This window comes from Spirosoma montaniterrae (assembly GCF_001988955.1).
Taxonomy (GTDB): domain Bacteria; phylum Bacteroidota; class Bacteroidia; order Cytophagales; family Spirosomataceae; genus Spirosoma; species Spirosoma montaniterrae.
On sequence record NZ_CP014263.1, the window covers coordinates 4,087,887 to 4,107,029 of the forward strand.

The window sequence follows — 19,143 nt, forward strand, 5'->3', positions numbered from 1 at the left end:
CCCGCTTACGGAGTTGTACATAGAGCGCATCAGACAGATGTGTTTACTCAACGTCTTTTGACTTTATGTACAACCCGGTCTCCACGTACCGCTTTCAGCTTAATAAAGATTTTACGCTCAACAACGTAGCCGAGCTTCTCCCCTATTTGCAGCAGTTGGGCGTCACTACTATTTATGGCTCACCCATCTATGTGGCTACGCCCGGCAGTTCGCATGGTTACGACGCCGTTGACCCAACGCGCATCAACCCCGAAATTGGCACGGAAGAGCAACTGCGTACCCTCAGCGAACGACTCAAACAGGCGGGTATGGGCTGGTTTCAGGACATTGTGCCGAACCACATGGCCTACCACCCGAATAACGAGTGGCTGATGGATATACTCGAAAAAGGTCCTATTTCGACTTATGCCGAGTATTTTGAAACGTCGCTCAGCAGTTCGTTTTTTCGGGGTCGTATCGAAGCTCCGTTTCTGCCCGAAGACCTCGAACATACTATTGCCAACGGCGATCTGACACTCGATTATGCCGATGACCGGCTCGTGTTTCATGTACAGGGGAACACGCTCCCGCTCAAACCCAACAGCTATGCCACGGTGCTACGGGCGGGCGAGACGGAACCCAATCAGGCTCTGAACCAGTTGCTCGACCAACTTGAGCAGTTGCGCCAGGTTGATGAGCCGGAAGCTTACGTAGCAGCCTGGAGCGAGTTTAAGACGCAGTTGGCCGCGCTGGTTCATCATTCGGCAACGGCCCGGTATATACAGTCGGCCATTGCACACGTCAACCAGTCGCCGACTTTGTTGCATACGCTGGCCGAAGAGCAGTTCTACCGATTCCGAACTGAACCAAAAACCCGGCAGGAGATGAATTACCGCCGGTTTTTCACCGTCAATGGCCTGATTTGCCTGAACATGCGCGAACAGGAAGTATTCGATGCGTACCACGCGTTCACCAAAAAATTAGTTGACGAAGGTGTATTTCAGGGGCTGCGCGTCGACCATGTTGACGGTTTATACGATCCGAAGCAGTATCTCGAACGACTGCGTGCACTGACTGGCTCTGAAACGTGGCTCATTGTTGAGAAAATTTTGCAGGCCGACGAAGACCTGCCAACCGACTGGCCCATCAACGGCGCGTCGGGATATGAGTTTCTGGCTCACCTGAACAACCTGCTTACCAACGCTGACAGCGAACCGGCTTTTCGCCAGTTTTACGCGCAGTTGGTGGGCAATGAAACGCCTATACACCAGCAGATTCGCGACCGCAAGGCGTATTTTCTGGCACAATACATGGGCGGAGAGTTGGACAACCTCTACCAGTATTTCCGCAAGCTTAAGCTGGTCGATGAAACCGAACTGGCCGACCTGACCGAGGCCGAGTTGAAGCACACCATCGGTGCGGTACTGGTGCATTGCCCGGTTTATCGGTACTACGGCAACCAGCTTCCGCTCTCTGAAACAGAAGCTGATGCGTTTCGGGCAATTCTGGCCGAAGCCACCGAAAACCGGCCTGAGCTGACCCACGCGGCCCGGCTGCTCGAAGACGTTTTGCTAACCCGTACACACACCGCCGACGCCGATTATAACGACCGGGCGTTGCGGTTCTATCAGCGGCTGATGCAGTTTTCCAGCCCGCTCATGGCGAAGGGCGTTGAAGACACGCTGCTGTATACCTACAATGCATTTATCGGCCACAACGAAGTCGGCGACGGCCCCGAACGGCACGGTATGCTGCCCGAAGAATTTCACCGGGCTATGCAGCACCGGCAGCAGTACTGGCCGCTGGCAATGAATACCACTACCACGCACGACACCAAGCGGGGCGAAGACGTGCGGGCGCGGCTCAACGTGTTGACCGACCTCGCCGACGAATGGCTGACCGAAGCACGGGCATGGCTTGATTTGCTGGCCGAAGAAAACCCCAGCCGGGAAACTCACGTGGGCGTACCCGATGCCAACGATGCCTATTTCATGCTGCAAAACATGGTGGGCGCGTATCCGATGCCCGGCGAACCTGACGATGATTTTGAGAATCGGTTTCGGCTATACATGGAAAAAGCCTTGCAGGAAGCCAAGCGGCACACCACCGGCTGGCAGGTCGAGGAAACGTATCACGAAGGCATCCGGCGATTTATTACGCGTCTGTTCGATCAAGAAGGACCGTTCTGGGCACGGTTCGAGCCGTTTTATCGGCGCGTAGCCGATTTTGGAGTGGTAAACTCGCTGGTTCAAACCGCGCTGAAATGCACTTGCCCCGGCGTTCCCGACGTGTATCAGGGAGCTGAAGGCTGGGATTTGAGTCTTGTTGACCCCGACAACCGCCGTCCGGTCGATTTTGCCCGTCGGCAGGTGTTTATCGACGCGCTGACCGCTCAACCGGTATCCGACTGGGCCGACTTATGGCAGCACCGCTTCGACAGCCGTATCAAACTCGCGTTGGTGCGGTCGTTGCTGCACCTGCGTCGGGCCAAACCCACCTTGTTTGCGGAAGGTGATTACGTGCCGCTTACTATCGAAGGAAGGTGCAAAAACCACATGCTGGCCTTCGCCCGTAGGTACGAAACGGACTGGTGCATCGTGGTTATACCGCTGCAGGCTGCGCGATTGTGCCAGCAACAAAACGCAACAGACGTACTTTCTCTGGATTGGAGCGATACGGTGGTACTGTTGCCCGATGATGCCCCAACGAGCTTCTCAAACGTACTGACGGGAGAAATGATTACAGCAAATCGGCTGGCCGTGCAGCCTCTGTTTCAGCAACTGCCAGTGGCTGTGTTGTTGGCGTAGCTAACGGGTTTGGGTCCGCTATTTCCAGTCGATCCAAACCTTCATACGCCCCGGCTGGCGATTGTCCCAGGCGTAGTAAGGAATCAGCGTGTACGTACCGGTAGAGCCACTGGCGCGGATTGTGGTAATACCGCCGAGCAGATTGGGCTGGAATTGCGCCGTAAATTTTGTGTCGGCAGAAAAGCTCGCCCGGTCAACGGTCAGACTGTCGTGGTCGGCTTCTTCGAGGCAGTATACAAGCGGGCCGCGCTGAATGGCCCGCTTACCTATGTTCGCCTTCACGCGCGGATCGGCTTCAACCACCTCAACGGGCATATCGAGCGTTAGCAGAATCGAATCGCCTTTTTTCCAGTTCCGTTTGATAGTCAGGTAAGCATTTGCTTCGGAGAACGCAACTTTTTTGCCATTGACCAGCACGCGGTATGTTTTGCACCAGTCGGGTCGGCGCAGGTTTACGGCAAACGGGCCACTTTGGTCGGGGTCAAGCTGAATACGGATGACGCCGTCCCAGGGGTAATCCGATTGTTGCTGAACGCGTATCGAGCGATTGCTAACCTTCGCCGTTGTTTCGCTGGCAACATACAGATTGATATAGAGCGCGTCAGGCCCCGTTGCATAGATGTACCCGCCCAGTGAGGGCAACAGCCGCGATACGTTGCTGGGGCAACAGGCCGTGCCATACCACGGTTTGCGGTGATGATTGCCTGCCGACGCCAGCGGATTCACGTAGAAGAACCGGTCGCCCGATAGTTGAACGCCCGCCAGAGCCGCGTTATATAGCGACCGTTCCAGCACGTTGACGTACCGGGCATCGCCCGATGCCGCATTCATTCGCTGATTCCAGAATACCATACCTACCGATGCGCAGGTTTCGCAATACGCCGACTCATTGGGCAGGTCATAATCTTCCGTGAATCCTTCGTTGTGCACCGACGAACCTATGCCACCCGTGACGTACATATTGCGGTTCACCACATCATTCCAAACGCGGGTTGTGGCGTCGATATAGCCCTTATCGCCGGTTTCGGCAGCTACGTCGGCCATGCCGGTGTAGAGGTACATGGCCCGAACGGCGTGCCCCTTGATGTCGGTGATTTGCCGCACCGGTACATCGTCCTGGCAGTAGGCGGCTCCCCACGTTTTGTTGTTCCAGATGGCCCCTTTGCCGTAGCCTTTACCGCGTTGTTCGAGAAACCAGTTGGCAAGCTTCAGATAGCGGTCGTTCCGGGTAGCGTGATAAAGTTTTACCAATGCCAGTTCAATTTCCTGATGACCCGATACCCACGGGCGGTTTGCCAGCCGGAATGTGCTGTCGATATGATCGGCGAACCGGGTTGCTACGGTCAGCAGCTTTCGTTTGCCGGTGGCATCGGCGTAGGCAACAGCGGCTTCCATGAGGTGCCCGGCGCAGTAGTCCTCATGCTTTTCCATGTCGGTCCAGCGTTTGTCGAGGCCCGTAAGCGTATAGTAGGTGTTCAGGTAGCCATCGGGCAACTGAGCCGCAGCAATTTTATCGATCCAGGCGTCTGCTTTTTGTTCTAAAACCGAATCGCGTTTGCTTTTGAGCGTGTAGGCCATACCCTCGATGACCTTATACACGTCGGAGTCATCAAAATAAATGCCCTCGTGTTTGCCTTCGCGCCGGGCGGCTTTTTCAAAATTGCGCATCCGGCCCGTTTTTACCTCGGTTTGTTCGATACAAACGGGTAATGTAGCCACCTGCACCCGCTCGATGCGCGGAAGCCAGAAATCATCGGTAAGCGTAACCTGCGAAAAGTTAATGGGTCGCACCTGACCCGCCCGGGCAACCTGACCGAACGACACCGTTTGCTGAGCAACAGCACATGAAGTCAGAATAAGCAGGAAAATTGCCCCTGCGATAAACGAATAAGCTTTCATGCCTATAGAAAGCAATTGATGTTCAGATTCTATAGAGAACTACCCGAATATTTTATAACCTTACGTTTTTGACAAAGTTCTACGTCTGATATTGTTTTCACCAAATTAACAACTCAGCCCGTATGTGGAATTTACTGCAAAACTCAGCACCTTACTTCATCATAATCAATATTGTAGTATATTTTATATATATAGTGTTAGGTCTATTAGGAATAATAGCCCTTTTAAAATACATCAGGAGTAAATAAAATACATAGAGTAACACTTACAAGCTTTCATAGATGGCCGGGGCCGTCATGAAGTGCTGAAACGCATGTTGCTGTTCGCGGTATTTATCTTTGTCGAGTTTATAGAGCAGCCCTTTCTTCGTTACTGATTTCTCGTCTTTGTCGCCCGTCCGAATCAACAAATTGGTAGACAGGATTTTGCGGCTGAAATTCCGGCGGTCGAGTGGGGCGTTATAGATGGCTTCGTAAAGTTTCTGAAGTTGAGGCAGCGTAAACGTTTCGGGCAACAGTTCGAAACCGATGGGATACAGGGCGGCTTTGTGGCGGAGCCGTTGTAGGGCCATCGTTACCATATTGTTGTGATCGAAGATCAGAGTTGGGTGCGCCACCAGCGGCAACCACGACGCGTTGCTTCGGCGGGCCAGTTCGGCGTTGTGCTGCTGAATATCGATGAGGGCAAAATAACCAACCGATACAGTACGTTCTGCCGGGTCGCGGTCAACCTGCCCAAAGGTATGGAGTTGCTCCATGTACACGTTTTGCAGGCCCGTCAGTTCGTTTAGAATTCGTCGGGCAGCTTCATCCAATCCTTCGTTCGGGTCCAGAAATCCGCCCATCAGCGACCATTTTCCCTGCTCCGGCTCGAAATTGCGTTTAATCAGAAGCAACTTGAGTGCTTCGCCGTCGAAACCAAAAATAATACAATCAAGCGCGACCGAGATCCGCGACGCAACGGAATAGGGCATACGGAGGAATAGTTAATTACCAGTTAAATGTAGTATTTTTTCGTTTTTACCCATTTCCTATTTCTTCGTCAAATAATATTGCCGACGCGCAGGGTCGAATTTCTCGATAGCGTAGCGCAGGGCCGTGCGTGGCATTTGTGGCAAATGGTCGTGCAGAAACTCTTCGAGGGCGTCGGGGCTGCGCTTGCCCACCTCACGAAGCATCCAGCCAATAGCTTTATGAATAAGATCGTGTTTGTGTGGCAATAACCGTTCGGCCAGCGCAAACGTGTCGCCAAACTGCCCCAGCCGGATAAACGCGAGCGTAGTTACGATAGCTATTCGCTGACTCCAGAGGTGGTCTTCGCCAGCCAGATCATAAAGTACCGAACGGTCGTTGTTAAGTAAATGCCGCCCCAGCACGTGCGGGCACGTTACATCGACCAAATCCCAGTTGTTGACGTAGTATCGATTCGCCAGATAGCGTTCGGCCAGTTTAGCCCGCTGCGAAGAAGAGGCTTTTTTGCTTTGATAGACCCAAATCAGCAACCCCGTCATGCGGCATTCGTGGTACGGTTCGCGCAGCAGTTTTTCAACTTCATCGGCGGCCAACGCCTGGTATTGTTTGGCAATGGCATGTTGCTGTGGCATCGATAAGCCCAGAAATACGTCGCCTTCGCCATATTGGCCGGGTTTCGTTTTAAAAAAACGAGCGGCAAACGATGCCCGTTCTGGCTGTTCAAGAGCCAGTAGCGTTTGTTTTACGTCGGAGTGGGTCATAGAAAAACCAAAAACTCCGGCTTCGGCAATGAAAGCTACGATTTGCTCACACTACCGAAGCCAGAGCTTCTGCCTATTAATTCAGCCTTAGTGGTTCAATGGCGACCGAACAATATCGCTGTCGGGCAGCATTGGCAAACCATATAACACAGTCTTATTCCGTTCGAAAGCGGGCCGGTCAAGGTCAGCAGCCAGGTATTGGCCCTTCACAAACGTAGCAACCATCTGTTCAATCAGCGGTGCGTCGCTGGGACGTTCTTCGTCTAACTCCAGCACGTCGGCGTCGGGTTCGTCGTAGGGGTACTCTACCGTGCCACTCATGCCGGGTCGGATAATTGCCGTGCCGTTATACCCCGTTGGCGTTTGTTTTTCATCTACCAGTGTCGTTATGCCCACCGGCTCAACAGCACCCACCGGCTCGGCTTCCAGCACCAGTTCCTCTTCCAACGGCTGCGTTTCAACGGCGTCCTGAACCTGTAACTCACTCTCAATCAATTTCGACTCTACAGGCGTACTAATTTCAACCGGAGCGGGGCTACCCAGCAGTTCTTCAAGATCGCCCGTGCCTTCAAACCCGGCGGCAATAATGGTTACGCGCAGGCTTTCGGCCAGATTCGGGTCGGTGATGGCACCAAACTTGAACATGCGGGCCTGCGTCTGGATTTTCTTAGCGACGTGTTCCGAAATAGCCATCTGCTCTTTCAAACGCATGGCATATTCTTTACTCGACGAGATGGTGAGCAGAATCCGTTTGGCCCCCCGAATGTCGTGGTCGTTCAGCAGGGGCGAGTTCAGCGCGGCTTCGATGGCTTTCAGCGCACGCTCATCGCCAGCCGCTTCTGCCGACCCCATCACCGACTGACCGGCTCCTTCAAGCACTTTCTTCACGTCGGCAAAGTCGGCGTTGATATCGCCCTGCGTCGTAATGATTTCGGCAATGCTTTTCACAGCATTTGCCAGCACGTCGTCGGCATGGGCGTAGGCTTCGGTCCAGGTCAGTTCGCTGTAGAGTTCGGCCAGTTTATCGTTCAAAACGACCAGCACGGTATCGCAGCTTTTCTTGAGCTTTTCAATACCTTCGCGAGCCTGTTCTTTCTTGTCGGTGCCTTCGTACCAGTACGGAGCCGTTACGACAGCCACAGTCAGCAGGCCCATTTCCCGGGCCACCTCTGCCACAACCGGAGCCGCGCCCGTTCCTGTTCCGCCCCCCATACCTGCCGTGATGAATACCATCTTGGTTGGTGCTGCCAGCAAATTGCGAATTTCCTCAATGCTGGCTCGGGCGGCTTCTTCACCGGCTTTGGCCTCCGTACCGGCTCCCAGACCATCGCCCAGTTGCAGCTTGGTTGGCACCGGATTGTTCATCAACGCCTGACGGTCGGTATTACAGATGGCGAAGTTCACATCCTTCATACCGAGGTTAAACATGTGCTTGACGGCGTTGCCGCCCATGCCACCCACACCGACAACCTTTATGATAGTCGGATTATCGTCCGGTATGTCAAATCTATATCCCTGACTCAGCATCTTATCGGAATTAGGTGTCTTTTCGTTGTACAAAAACTGCATATATGCGTGTAAACCGGCCAACAGCCGGTTCTCCCTTCCGGGTCGTTAATATGGGTCCGTTTCGCTGCCCCGAATGGGCTGAAACAATTTTTTTATCCACCGACTCACCGTGCTCTCCTCCGGCTCTTTGTCGACAGGTTTTTCACGCCCGCCAACCGGCTCACGGCTTCCCACCGGTTCACGCCCGCCAACGGGTTCACGGCCACCCATCGGACGCCCCACATACCCACCGTTAGCCACTGGCCCGGCAGCTTCCTCGTTAACTCGATTTGGGTCGGTAATAAACGAAATACGGTTATCGATAGTCTTATAGCCCGCCCAAACCAGCCCCACGGCGGTCGCATGAGCCGGATCGCCAACGAGGTCGGCACGGCCATTGGGTTCGAGTCGTTCGGGGTAGCCGACGCGCACTTCTTCAGCGCCCGTAACGCGGCCAAAAATCTGCTCGATTCCCGGAATCATCGACGAGCCACCCGTTAATACGATACCACCGAGCAGTTTACCGTCGTACCCCGACCGAATAATTTCGGCCTGCACCAGCGCGGCAATTTCCCGCAGCCGGTCTTCAATGATGAGTGCCACATTTTTCAGCAACACGTCTTTCGGTCGGCGGTTGCTCAGCCCCGGCACGGCTACCACTTCGTTCAGGCTATACTCAGCCGGACTGGCTTTGCCAAAACGACGCTTCAACTGTTCGGCCTGGTTGGGCAGAATCTTACAACCCGCCTGAATATCAGAGGTTACGCTATTGCCCGCCCACGGAAATACGGCCACGTGCCGCAGTACATTGCGGTAATAAATTGCCATTTCGGTGGTGCCGCCCCCCATATCGACCAGGGCTACACCGGCATATTTTTCTTCATCAGTCAACACCGCCAACCCCGACGCCAGGGCCGACAGCATCATTGTCTCCTGCTCTAAATTGTTACGCGTGATGCACTTGCGTACATTACGGGCTGCGCTGGCCTGAGCGGTAATCAATTGAAAATCAGCACCCAGTTTCACCCCATTACGACCAACCGGCTGGTTGATGTTGGTTTCGCTGTCAACTACGAAATCCATTGGCAGCACGTGGATAATTTCTTTATCCGACGAAATAGCCGGGTTTCGGTACATGTCGCTCAGCAGATGATCGATGTCTTCGATCTGAATTTCATCGCCAGACGACGAGCGGGTAATGATGCCGCTCGATTTTATCGATGTTACGTGTGAGCCGCTAAAACTTACATTCACCGAGTGAATATTTAAGTTCGACTGGGCTGCCACGTCATTGATCGCTTTTCGGATAGCGTTTACGGTGTTGTTCACGTTAACAACCGAACCTTTCGTAACGCCATCGGCCAACGGCGTTTCGCCTACGCCCAATATTTCGAGCGTTTCCTGCTCTTTGTTGTTGCGAACCAACCGGCCTGCTACAGCGCAGATTTTGGTGCTGCCAATGTCCAGGCCTACTACAATCTTGTCGTCCATACTCGCTGTTGTCATTCGCACACAATTTGATTTCGATATTGAACGTTTACCCGACTGTAGCGATCCCAGCCTTTGGCAGGCAAAACGTCCGTATATACTAATTTCAGTTTCTTAAACTTAGCATCCAAATCTGTGGGTGGTCCCAGTTCGATTTGGTGTTTGCCAAGTTGCGGCCACATCGTTACCTCACCCTGCCTGTCGACCGACAATTCAGTAATCTGCGCCCGCCAGAACGGATCATCGTGAATGCGTTTCAGCAAATCCAGCAAAGGCCGGTTTCGTTCGTTTCCCAATGACCGGTTCGTGGCGAAATATGGCCCTGTCAGGATTGGTACCCGCGCCGAGTAGTTCATCGAGATTGGAAAAAGCCGCCCGTCTTCGCTAACATACACCCCCGATACCGTATGCATGGCCTCGCCTGCTGTCAATAATCTTGCCAACGGACGCGGTTGATCTATAGAGACGAGCAAATTCCCCGTTAGGTCACGCGAAATTTGACAGTTTTTTACCAGACCGTGTCGCAATAATCGGGTTTCAAGCTGCCGGAAATTGATGTCCGCATAGTCTTTGCCAACTACCGGGTCAGCCCCTTCGTTGGTTAGATAACCCGTAACATCCCGACGTGTTAAAAAATTATGTCCATCTACCTGATTAAGTCGGATAATTACCGACCGAACGTGCTTTTGTCCATGCTGAATTTCAGTGAATGCAATCAAACCAAACAGGCCCAAAAGACTTACAGCAACGATCAACCACTTTTTGGTTGATTTAAAGGTAGAAAACATCTCCATACAAGTCAGGAAGTCATGGTAATATTTTTATTTATTGGTCTCTAAAGTTGTCTTCAGGGTAGGTAGCAATTGGTCGATGTCACCGGCACCGATAGTTACGAGCAGTTGAGGGCGTCTTTCCCGCACAACGTCAGATAGTTCGGCTCTGGTACTTTGTCGTTTCGTTTTCGAGCGAACGTTCCGAAAGATCAGGTCTGACGTAACACCGTCGATGGGTAACTCACGCGCCGGGTAAATATCCAGCAAAATCACATGATCGGCCAGCGACAGGCTCTCGGCAAACCCGTCGGCAAAGTCGCGCGTTCGGCTGAAGAGGTGCGGTTGAAACACCGCCGTTAGCTCACGGTCGGGATACAACGCCTTCACCGACGACAGAAACGCTCGTACCTCTTCAGGATGATGCGCGTAATCGTCGATCAGCACAACTTCGTCGGTTTTCAGGATGTACTCGAACCGCCGGCGAACGCCCCGATACGTGTTGAGAGCCGAGCGGATGGCTTCGGGCGATACGCCCAGTTCGAGCGCAACGGCCCCGGCAGCTATGGCATTTTCGACGTTGTGAAAACCTGGTATCGGCAAGGCAATATCGCTAATAACCCCCTGCGGATACACCAGATCGAAAACGAAAGCCGCGTTTTCGATACGCAGATTCTGGCTCCGGTAGTCACCATCGTAGAGTGAATAAGGCCGAACGGTAGCCTTAGTTTTATCGGCCAGCGATAAGCCGCTTTTCATGAACAGCGTACCACCCGGCTCAATCTGACTCACGAACGTACCGAACGACTCGAGCACGGCATCATGCGCCCCATAAATGTCTAAATGGTCGGCGTCGGTGGAGGTGACAATGGCGAGTTTCGGGAACAGCGTCAGAAAAGAGCGGTCGAACTCGTCGGCTTCCACTACACACACCACGTCGCGCAGGTTCTCGGTTGGTTCGTTGAGCAGGAAGTTAGAGCCATAATTATTGGTGATGCCGCCCAGAAAAGCCGCACAGTTAACGCCTGCATCACGCAGAATATGCGCCACCATCGACGACGTAGTGGTTTTACCGTGCGTACCGGCTACGCCCACTGTTGTCATTTGCCCGGCCAGCAAGCCCAGCACCTGCGACCGCTTTTTAAGCGTAAACCCGTTCTCTGTCAGGTAAATGTATTCAGCATGGGTTTTCGGCACGGCGGGCGTATAAATCACGAGCGTATCGGCGGGGTTCTCGCGAAACACTGCCGGAATTTGTTCAACGTCTTCGCTGAAGTGAACGGTCATGCCTTCGGCCTGTAGCGCGTCGGTCAGAGCCGTTGGCGTTTTGTCGTACCCAGCTACTGGATAGCCGTTGACCACAAACCAACGGGCCAGCGCACTCATGCCAATGCCGCCAATACCAAGAAAATAAATGTATTTGAACGAGTCAACTGTCATGCGAATGGCCGGGCGGTCTGAAAACCTGTCCCAAATCTATTTTTATTTTCAATTATTTCAAAACAGTAACAAAAATTGTTACATCCCAGCGAGTTTTCGCACTTCTTCCGCAATTTCCCGCGCTGCGTTCGGACGGGCCAGCGTTTTGATTTCGGTACGCAACTGTTGCTGCCGGGCCGGATTAGCAAACAAATCCAGTGTTGTTGTAATTAGCTGTTGCCGGGCCTCCTGATCGCGCACCAGCAAAGCCGCGCTGCGCTCTACCAACGCCATTGCGTTTTTGGTCTGATGATCTTCCGCAGCCGCCGGAAATGGCACCAGAATAGCCGGACGCCCTACCAGACACAACTCCGATACCGACAACGCCCCCGCCCGCGACACCACCACGTCGGCTACGCCATAGGCTTTGTCTATGTCATAGATAAAATCATACGCCTTCACCAACGCCGACCCGGTTGCGGTTACAGCCGCCTGCGCCCGCTCAATAAACGCCGGGCCAGTTTGCCAGATTACCTGAATGCCCGCATCGATAAAACGCCGGATGCCAGCTTCTATACTCTCATTAATGGTTCGGGCACCCTGACTACCGCCAATAATCAGCAGCGTTGGCCGCCCCGAATTCAGCCCGAACAACGCCCGGCCTGCCTCCGCCTGTTGATCGGCAAACTGTATGTCGCTCCGAACCGGATTGCCGGTCAACCGAATTTTGTCGGCATCGAAAAAAGCGTCCATGCCCGGATAGGCTACACAAATGCGCTTTGCCCAGCGAGCCAGCACTTTGTTGGTCAGGCCCGCATAGGAGTTTTGCTCCTGAATCAGCGTGGGTACGCCCGCCAGCGAAGCCGCCAGCAACGTTGGACCACTGGCATAGCCGCCTACACCCACGGCCACGTCGGGCTGAAAACGGCTTACGATCTGCCGCGCCCGCAGCAAACTACGTCCAAGCTTTAGCGGAAATGCCAGATTGTCGAGCGTCAGTTCCCGTTTGATGCCTACCACGGGCAAACCTTCGATTCGGTAGCCTGCGCGCGGCACTTTCTCCATCTCCATCTTGCCCTCAGCCCCTACAAACAAAATCTCCGTAGCAGGGTCAATTGCTTTCAACTCGTTGGCGATGGCGATGGCCGGGTAAATGTGTCCGCCCGTTCCACCTCCGCTGATAATTACGTTCATATCAAATCTTACTTTCGTCGGCTTCTTCTCGGCTCACGCTCAGAATAATACCAATGGCTAAGCCTGTGAAAATCAGCGACGTGCCGCCCATGCTGAGCAACGGCAGCGGTTGCCCCGTAACGGGAGCCAGACCAATGGCAACGCACATACTCGCAAACGCCTGAAATACAATGCTGAACGTTAACCCCGCCGAGAGCAAACCGCCGAATGGTCGGGATGATTTCTGGAGTGTTTTCATGCCTCGCCAAAGAAACCACAAATAGGCCAGTACAACCGGAATACCACCCAGAATAAGCCCGTATTCTTCAACAATGATAGCATAGATAAAGTCGGAAAATGGGTTGGGCAGCGTATTTCGCTGATGGCTATTGCCCGGCCCCTGCCCCGTTAGCCCACCATTGGCTAAGGCGATGTACGACTGCTCGACCTGATACACAATGGTATCGGCGTCCATAAAGCTTTTGATCCGGTTGGTAGCTGTGCCGAAACGTTGCCCCAGCACCAGCGCGAAACCGCCGAACACTACGCAGACAGCAATCATGTAAGCCAGATAACGAACCGGCACCCGGCCAATGTAGAGCAGCAGAAAACAGGTTGCCGCCAGCATTATAGCCGTTGACGTGTTCGACAGAATAATGAGCGAGCAGATGATGCCAATCCACAGAATCATGTTGAAGAGAACCGTAGGGTCGCTCATGAACTTCTGCCGCTTGGCAAGCATAGCCGCGAGACTCGAAATCAGGGCCAGTTTCGCCAAATCCGACGGCTGAAACGTCTGGTTGATAATCGGAATCGTTACCCACCGCGACGCATCGTTGAGGCTGGTTCCTTTGAAAAACGCCCACAGCAACAGCGGCACCGACAACCAAAGGCCAAACTTCGCCAGCCGGGCGTAATAGATGTAATTGACCCGATGGGCGAAGTAGGTGCAGGCCAGCCCGATCAGCAGCAGCGACCCGTGTTTGAGCAGAAAAATCTCCGTGTTGCCGTCAAGTTCACGAAACGCTTTCGTACCGGTGGCACTGTACACCACCAAAATACTCATAATCGACAAATACAGCACGATCCACCAGATTTGGCGGTCGCCTTTCAAGTTGTTGCGTATCCAGTCGCGTAGAACCATGTTTTTTTAGTGAAGAGTGAAAAGTGAAGAGTGAAAAATGCATACTAATAGAGTACATTTTTCACTCTTCACTTTTCACTAATTTTTTAACTGCTTCCTTAAATTGATTGCCTCGGTCTTCGTAGTTTTTAAATAAGTCGAAACTGGCGCAGGCGGGCGAGAGCAATGCCACATCGCCGGGCTGACCCCAATCGAGGGCTTTGGCTACGGCGTCGCGCACGTCCTGAGTTTCATAAATCAGCGGCACTATATCGCCGAAATGTTCAACCAATTTACGATTATCGGCACCAAGGCAAATTAATGCTTTCACATGCCGACGAACCAGTTCGTCTACCTGACTATAGTCATTGCCTTTGTCCAGACCGCCTGCCATCCAGATCGTTGGCGCGTCCATGCTCGACAGGGCGTAAAATACGGAATCGACGTTCGTGGCTTTCGAGTCGTTGATAAACCTGACGCCGTTGACAGTACCGGCAGGTTCCATACGATGAGCCGCGTTCTGAAACGTCCGCAGTCCTTCGGCAATAGCTTCGCCCGATACGCCTATGGCCTGAGCCGCGAGCGCAGCCGCCAGCGAGTTAATGGCATTGTGTGGGCCGCGCAGCGTGGTTTCATCCTGTGGCATCCGAAACGTATGGCCGTTATACGTTGCCACTAATTCGCCGTTTTGCAAATAGCCGCCTTCCGATACGGGTGATACCAATGAAATCGGCAGACGATGAACTACTGGATTTCGCTTGACCAGTTCGTCCAGAATCGGCTGATTTTCCTGAAAGTAGATGAATGCGTCTGAAGGCCGGGCCGTCTGTATTATTCGAAACTTTGAATCGACGTAGTTCTGAAAAACGTAGTCGTAGCGGTCGAGGTGGTCGGGCGTGATGTTCAGAATCATGCGCACGTCGAGCAGCGTATCATACATATCATCTAACTGAAAACTACTGATTTCCAGCACGTAATAATCAAATGCATCGGTAATGACCTGCTGGGCGAAACTATCGCCGATATTACCGGCCAGCCCCACGTTCAGGCCAGCAGTTTTCAGCAGATGATACGTCAGCAGCGTGGTGGTTGTTTTGCCATTACTACCCGTAATACCGATGAGTTTGGCGCGGGTATAGCGGGCTGCAAACTCGATTTCAGAAATTATCGGCGTACCCTGCGCCCGAAGTTTTTGGATGAGGGGCACGTTTCCGGGTATGCCCGGACTTTTAATTACCTCATCAGCATCGAGAATCTGGCTTTCCGTATGCTGGCTTTCTTCAAACGGTATACCAGCCTTCTGAAGCGTATTCCGGTACGAATCAGTCAGTTGTCCTTTATCTGACAAGAACACATCGAAGCCTTTGGCCTGCGCCAGCAGCGCGGCTCCAACTCCACTTTCACCCCCACCCAGAACTGCAATTTTCATGTGGATAACCGGTCAGGTATTACGAACACCCGGCTCTTTTGCAAAATAACGGATAAAAGAAGAAGCCCCTCGCGTGGGCAAGAGGCTTTTCTGAAAATTTTGTGTGTTCGGGCTACTCTTTCGGAGCCAGTGAGCTGGACATTTTCATTCGATTGGCGGCTTTCACGATCAGGAAAATTACCCACGCAATAGCCAGGAACTGAATCAGCACGTTCAGGAAATTTCCGTAGCGGATGGCAACTTCAGGGGTCGTTCCGACGGCTTCTTTCAATACTAATTTCAGTTGGCTAAAATCGACGCCACCCAGCACCAGGCCAAGTATTGGATTCAAGATGTCTTCGACAAGCGAGGTGGTGATTTTTCCGAAGGCTGCGCCGATGACAACCCCGACAGCCAGATCAAGTACGTTACCCTGGGCAATAAATGTTTTAAATTCCTGTAGCATAAGGTAGTTGGTTTGAGGTTAAGACCTTTATTGATTGAACGGCGGTAAACTACTGTTTATCAAGGTCAAATCAAAATACAACCAACCAACTTTTATTTTTTATCCGTCTTGCGGAATGTACTCACATTGTAGACTAATCCGATGCCCAGCGTTTGTTGAAACTGCCACGATTCTGAGAAATCTTTATCGAAGAGCGCGATAATACTCAGCGTTGTACTGAAATATCGGTTGATTTTCGCCGTCAGAATAACATCGAGCCGGTGGTCAATGGCATTCAGCGTCTGGTAGTTGGCATACATCAGATACTTGGCATTAATGCTCACATTTTCGCTCAGGTTTCGGGTCAGCGCAGCCTGTAGTTGCAGGGCCAGCCATTCGGTGCGGAGGCTTCTGCCCGGCTCAACCCCATAGACCGTAGCGTTGGGGTCGCGGACGGGAACGCCATTGACTTCGCGAAACCGAACACCCTGATCGCTCAGAAATGTAAAACGCGGAGCAAACGGGCTAAACCGAATGGCAAACCAGTCGTTAGGTTTGTAGGCAGCCCCCCAGGCGAACGTCAGCATACCGGGTGCCATGAAATTCGAGATTTTAAACCGCGTTTCGTTAGCCGCTAAACCCGTGTACCGATACCCTGGCGCAAAAAACGAGGTAAACGTTGCTGACCCGAACAAATCCCATTTCGGTGCTACTTTATAGCCGTACACCGAATTTATCAGAATTTGATCGGCGGCTTTACGTGATTCGCTACCCTGCGTCACAAATCCCAATTGCAGATCGGCGGTATTATCCCACGATATCTTACCTTTTTCATACAAAGCACGAGCCGCTACAACCGCTCCCAGTGCTACAGAATTTTCGCCCCCGCCCGTCCAGTTGCTGAATGATGCCTGATTGAAGTTGACACCACCACTGAATGACTTCTGCCAGTACGACGTATCTGGTTTTACGGCAACGGTGTCTTTAAAATTGGTCGTTACCTGCGTAGAATCCTGGGCCATTGCACGACTATACAGTCCCAATAACATCAGAAAACATAAACATTTTTTCATGATTCATGAGTTGGCTTATAGATGAATAATGATGTAATGTATTGTATGATAATTACTTAATCAAAAATCTCAATCTTATTTTTTTGTAATGTCTGTAGCGGGAAAATAGTTGTAGTTTTTCCCGTTTGAATCGTTAATGACGTGTTATCCATTTTTATAATTTCTCCTTTAACGTCATCAATCTGTATCGTTTGCCCTTCTTTAAATTTATTTTTCGAGTAAAACGACGACAGAATATTTGCCATTACATCGCGTGAAGCCAGTCCGTATCCACCGGCAAAGGCCAGTACAACCCCACCAATAATCAGATTAAAGCTTGATTCGAGCAGGTTTGTGTTAATGCCTGCCTGACCAAGTGCGCTGATGAGCGTAATAACCAGAAAGAAAACGAATACCACCATACCCAGCAGCCGGGCCGAAGCAATCTTAAATGATTCGCAGAGCGTAACAACGGTTCCGCGAAGGGCATCGGCCAGCAACACACCCACTTGCAGCATAATGGCAGCCGCTACTAATTTCGGAATGAAATTAACCAGCGACGTAACCATGTCAGTTATTGCAGCTACCCCCAGCGTTTCGGTTGCGGCTGTGATAAACACCAATAGAATAAAATAGTAAATAACCTTTGCAACAATATCGCTCAGTTTGATAACCGTGTTGAGTTGCTTGATAACACTAATCTCATTTAGCCGGTCGCCGATTTTATCAAAGCCTACCCGGCTCAGCACGCGGCCCACTACTAATGCAACCAATCGGGCAACTAATACACCGATGAGCATGATGAGAATGGCTCCGAGAATGCGCGGAACAAACTCAACAAACTGATCGATTAGGGTTTGAAAAGTATTGATTAAGACTTGGGTGAGATTGGGGAGTTGTTTCATGATTCAATGGTAGAGAGTTATTCCTGCGGCTGATGCGGGAAATCGGCCAGAGCAGAAGCCATACTAAACAGTTCACCTACGTATAGCTGAATGATTGTCATGGTGTTGCGAATCGTATCGATCTCCGACACGATCTGCTCTTTCATGTGGGGCGGACAGGTATCTGTCGGCTCTAAAGCTTTGAATGGATTCGTTTCCATTATCGTTCAGCGAAACGGCCCAGCATCGACATCGCGGCTTTGAAGGCCATTAACAGCCAGAAAACTGCTCCTTCGAGGTAGTATTTGCGCAACTTATCGCGTGAACGTTTCAGCCGCATTTTCACCGCGCTTTCGGTTAACCCATTTACGTCGGCGATTTCACGAATACTGATATCATCCTGATACTTCATCAACAACATCATCTGCTCATCGGGCGGTAGCTGATACATGGCTCGTTGCAATTGTTGTGCTTCATATTCAGCCATTTCAGCCAAATCATCGCTGTCGCTAACATCCTCCATATGCTCCCAACCCTCATCGACATATACCTCCCGGCGTTGGCCAGATGCCCGAATCTGATCTGTACAATGATTATACGTAATTGAATACAACCAGGTCGAAAAACGGGCCTGTTCACGAAAGCTACCTAATTTGATGACCACCTTTAAAAAAACGTCGTGAGCCAGATCTTCGGCCCGCATAGGATCTTTAGTAAACGAAAGGCACTTTCGGTATACTTTATCGCAGTAACGTTCATATAGTCGCTCAAAATATTTATTCTGCTGCGTCTCAACGTATAAGCGAACCAAATCCTCGTCCGAATAATCTTTCATGTTTCTCCCTGATGGTCGATTTGACAGGCAAAAGTGAGGAAAGTAACGGTTGTATAGCCAACAACTGCAAAACTTACGCCAAACATTGGTTTCGCAGCCAATACATCACAATTAACCACTTCCGCCCAAATGTTGGGGACTTGCCCCTGAAACCGAAGTCCCGAGACGATAAGCCGATGGACTTGCTACGGATAAGAGAGGTATTTCTTGAGTCAACCAATGTCAGCGTGCCCCCACAGAGTACGCTTTTGTAGATGAGAAACTGGCGAAGCTGATTGAACCGCATCAGCGGACCGGTCCAATTGGAGTGCTTGCTATGCTGAGACTTCCAAAGCCGTTTTTCTTCCTGGCGAATATACTTACTGATTCCTGTCAGGTCTTCAAGAGCGATTGCGCGACGGGTTGCATTAGCCTTCGTAACAAGCTGTTTGGAAATTAGGTGGTTGGTGCTGGTCTGGAAATACTTCTGTTTGCCAGCGAGTTTTTTGAGTCGTCGTTTAGCCGACTTCGTGCCAGGCCGATTGAAGAACACCTCGGCGTTTGGCGTACCATTGGCGCCGGACCTCAAGCTCAGAACCGGA

The 19,143-nt window shown here is 51.8% G+C and carries 16 protein-coding genes; 1 reads left to right on the forward strand and 15 read right to left on the reverse strand.

All coding sequences use genetic code 11. From position 1 onward, the window contains the following. The first annotated feature begins 65 nt into the window (after nucleotides 1–65). Nucleotides 66–2,786: a malto-oligosyltrehalose synthase gene (gene treY, locus AWR27_RS17675; protein WP_077132422.1), complete on the forward strand. Its 2,721-nt coding sequence runs from the start codon at nucleotides 66–68 to the stop codon at nucleotides 2,784–2,786. An 18-nt stretch (nucleotides 2,787–2,804) separates the two neighbouring features. Here treY and AWR27_RS17680 read toward each other — a convergent pair whose 3' ends face one another. The 15 genes from AWR27_RS17680 to AWR27_RS17750 all read right to left on the reverse strand — a co-directional run bounded on the left by AWR27_RS17680 (nucleotide 2,805) and on the right by AWR27_RS17750 (nucleotide 18,562). Then, on the reverse strand, nucleotides 2,805–4,685 hold the full coding sequence (locus tag AWR27_RS17680) for a glycoside hydrolase family 127 protein (RefSeq protein ID WP_077132423.1): 1,881 nt from the start codon (nucleotides 4,683–4,685) through the stop codon (nucleotides 2,805–2,807). 265 nt (nucleotides 4,686–4,950) lie between these two features. Next, nucleotides 4,951–5,658: an NUDIX hydrolase gene (locus AWR27_RS17685; RefSeq protein ID WP_077132424.1), complete on the reverse strand. Its 708-nt coding sequence runs from the start codon at nucleotides 5,656–5,658 to the stop codon at nucleotides 4,951–4,953. Nucleotides 5,659–5,715: 57 nt separating this feature from the next. Next, entirely contained in the window at nucleotides 5,716–6,417 is a 702-nt protein-coding gene (locus AWR27_RS17690) for a DNA alkylation repair protein (protein WP_077132425.1), read from the reverse strand. 87 nt (nucleotides 6,418–6,504) lie between these two features. Next, entirely contained in the window at nucleotides 6,505–7,944 is a 1,440-nt protein-coding gene (gene ftsZ, locus AWR27_RS17695) for a cell division protein FtsZ (RefSeq protein ID WP_077134053.1), read from the reverse strand. A gap of 87 nt (nucleotides 7,945–8,031) precedes the next feature. Further along, nucleotides 8,032–9,456, reverse strand: coding sequence for a cell division protein FtsA (gene ftsA, locus AWR27_RS17700; protein ID WP_077132426.1), 1,425 nt, complete (start codon nucleotides 9,454–9,456; stop codon nucleotides 8,032–8,034). An 11-nt stretch (nucleotides 9,457–9,467) separates the two neighbouring features. Further along, nucleotides 9,468–10,241, reverse strand: coding sequence for a cell division protein FtsQ/DivIB (locus AWR27_RS17705; protein ID WP_077134054.1), 774 nt, complete (start codon nucleotides 10,239–10,241; stop codon nucleotides 9,468–9,470). A gap of 33 nt (nucleotides 10,242–10,274) precedes the next feature. Further along, nucleotides 10,275–11,663 carry a UDP-N-acetylmuramate--L-alanine ligase gene (murC, locus tag AWR27_RS17710; protein ID WP_077132427.1) on the reverse strand — a complete coding sequence of 463 codons (1,389 nt, stop codon included), beginning with the start codon at nucleotides 11,661–11,663 and terminating at the stop codon, nucleotides 10,275–10,277. A 78-nt stretch (nucleotides 11,664–11,741) separates the two neighbouring features. Next, on the reverse strand, nucleotides 11,742–12,836 hold the full coding sequence (gene murG / locus AWR27_RS17715; RefSeq protein WP_077132428.1) for an undecaprenyldiphospho-muramoylpentapeptide beta-N-acetylglucosaminyltransferase: 1,095 nt from the start codon (nucleotides 12,834–12,836) through the stop codon (nucleotides 11,742–11,744). A gap of 1 nt (nucleotide 12,837) precedes the next feature. Then, nucleotides 12,838–13,959, reverse strand: coding sequence for an FtsW/RodA/SpoVE family cell cycle protein (locus AWR27_RS17720; RefSeq protein ID WP_077132429.1), 1,122 nt, complete (start codon nucleotides 13,957–13,959; stop codon nucleotides 12,838–12,840). Between the two features lie 61 nt (nucleotides 13,960–14,020). Next, complete coding sequence (murD, locus tag AWR27_RS17725; RefSeq protein ID WP_077132430.1) at nucleotides 14,021–15,367, reverse strand: UDP-N-acetylmuramoyl-L-alanine--D-glutamate ligase; 1,347 nt, start codon at nucleotides 15,365–15,367, stop codon at nucleotides 14,021–14,023. A 112-nt stretch (nucleotides 15,368–15,479) separates the two neighbouring features. Beyond that, nucleotides 15,480–15,812, reverse strand: a complete 333-nt coding sequence (gene mscL, locus AWR27_RS17730; RefSeq protein WP_077132431.1) for a large-conductance mechanosensitive channel protein MscL — start codon at nucleotides 15,810–15,812, stop codon at nucleotides 15,480–15,482. 92 nt (nucleotides 15,813–15,904) lie between these two features. After that, complete coding sequence (locus AWR27_RS17735; RefSeq protein WP_077132432.1) at nucleotides 15,905–16,864, reverse strand: DUF3078 domain-containing protein; 960 nt, start codon at nucleotides 16,862–16,864, stop codon at nucleotides 15,905–15,907. Nucleotides 16,865–16,920: 56 nt separating this feature from the next. Beyond that, nucleotides 16,921–17,748 (reverse strand): mechanosensitive ion channel family protein, encoded by an 828-nt coding sequence (locus AWR27_RS17740; RefSeq protein ID WP_077132433.1) that lies wholly within the window; start codon nucleotides 17,746–17,748, stop codon nucleotides 16,921–16,923. A gap of 17 nt (nucleotides 17,749–17,765) precedes the next feature. Continuing rightward, complete coding sequence (locus tag AWR27_RS17745; RefSeq protein WP_077132434.1) at nucleotides 17,766–17,948, reverse strand: hypothetical protein; 183 nt, start codon at nucleotides 17,946–17,948, stop codon at nucleotides 17,766–17,768. Further along, nucleotides 17,948–18,562, reverse strand: coding sequence for an RNA polymerase sigma factor (locus tag AWR27_RS17750; RefSeq protein ID WP_077132435.1), 615 nt, complete (start codon nucleotides 18,560–18,562; stop codon nucleotides 17,948–17,950). The genes AWR27_RS17745 and AWR27_RS17750 overlap by 1 nt, the downstream gene beginning before the upstream one ends. Nucleotides 18,563–19,143 lie beyond the last annotated feature (581 nt).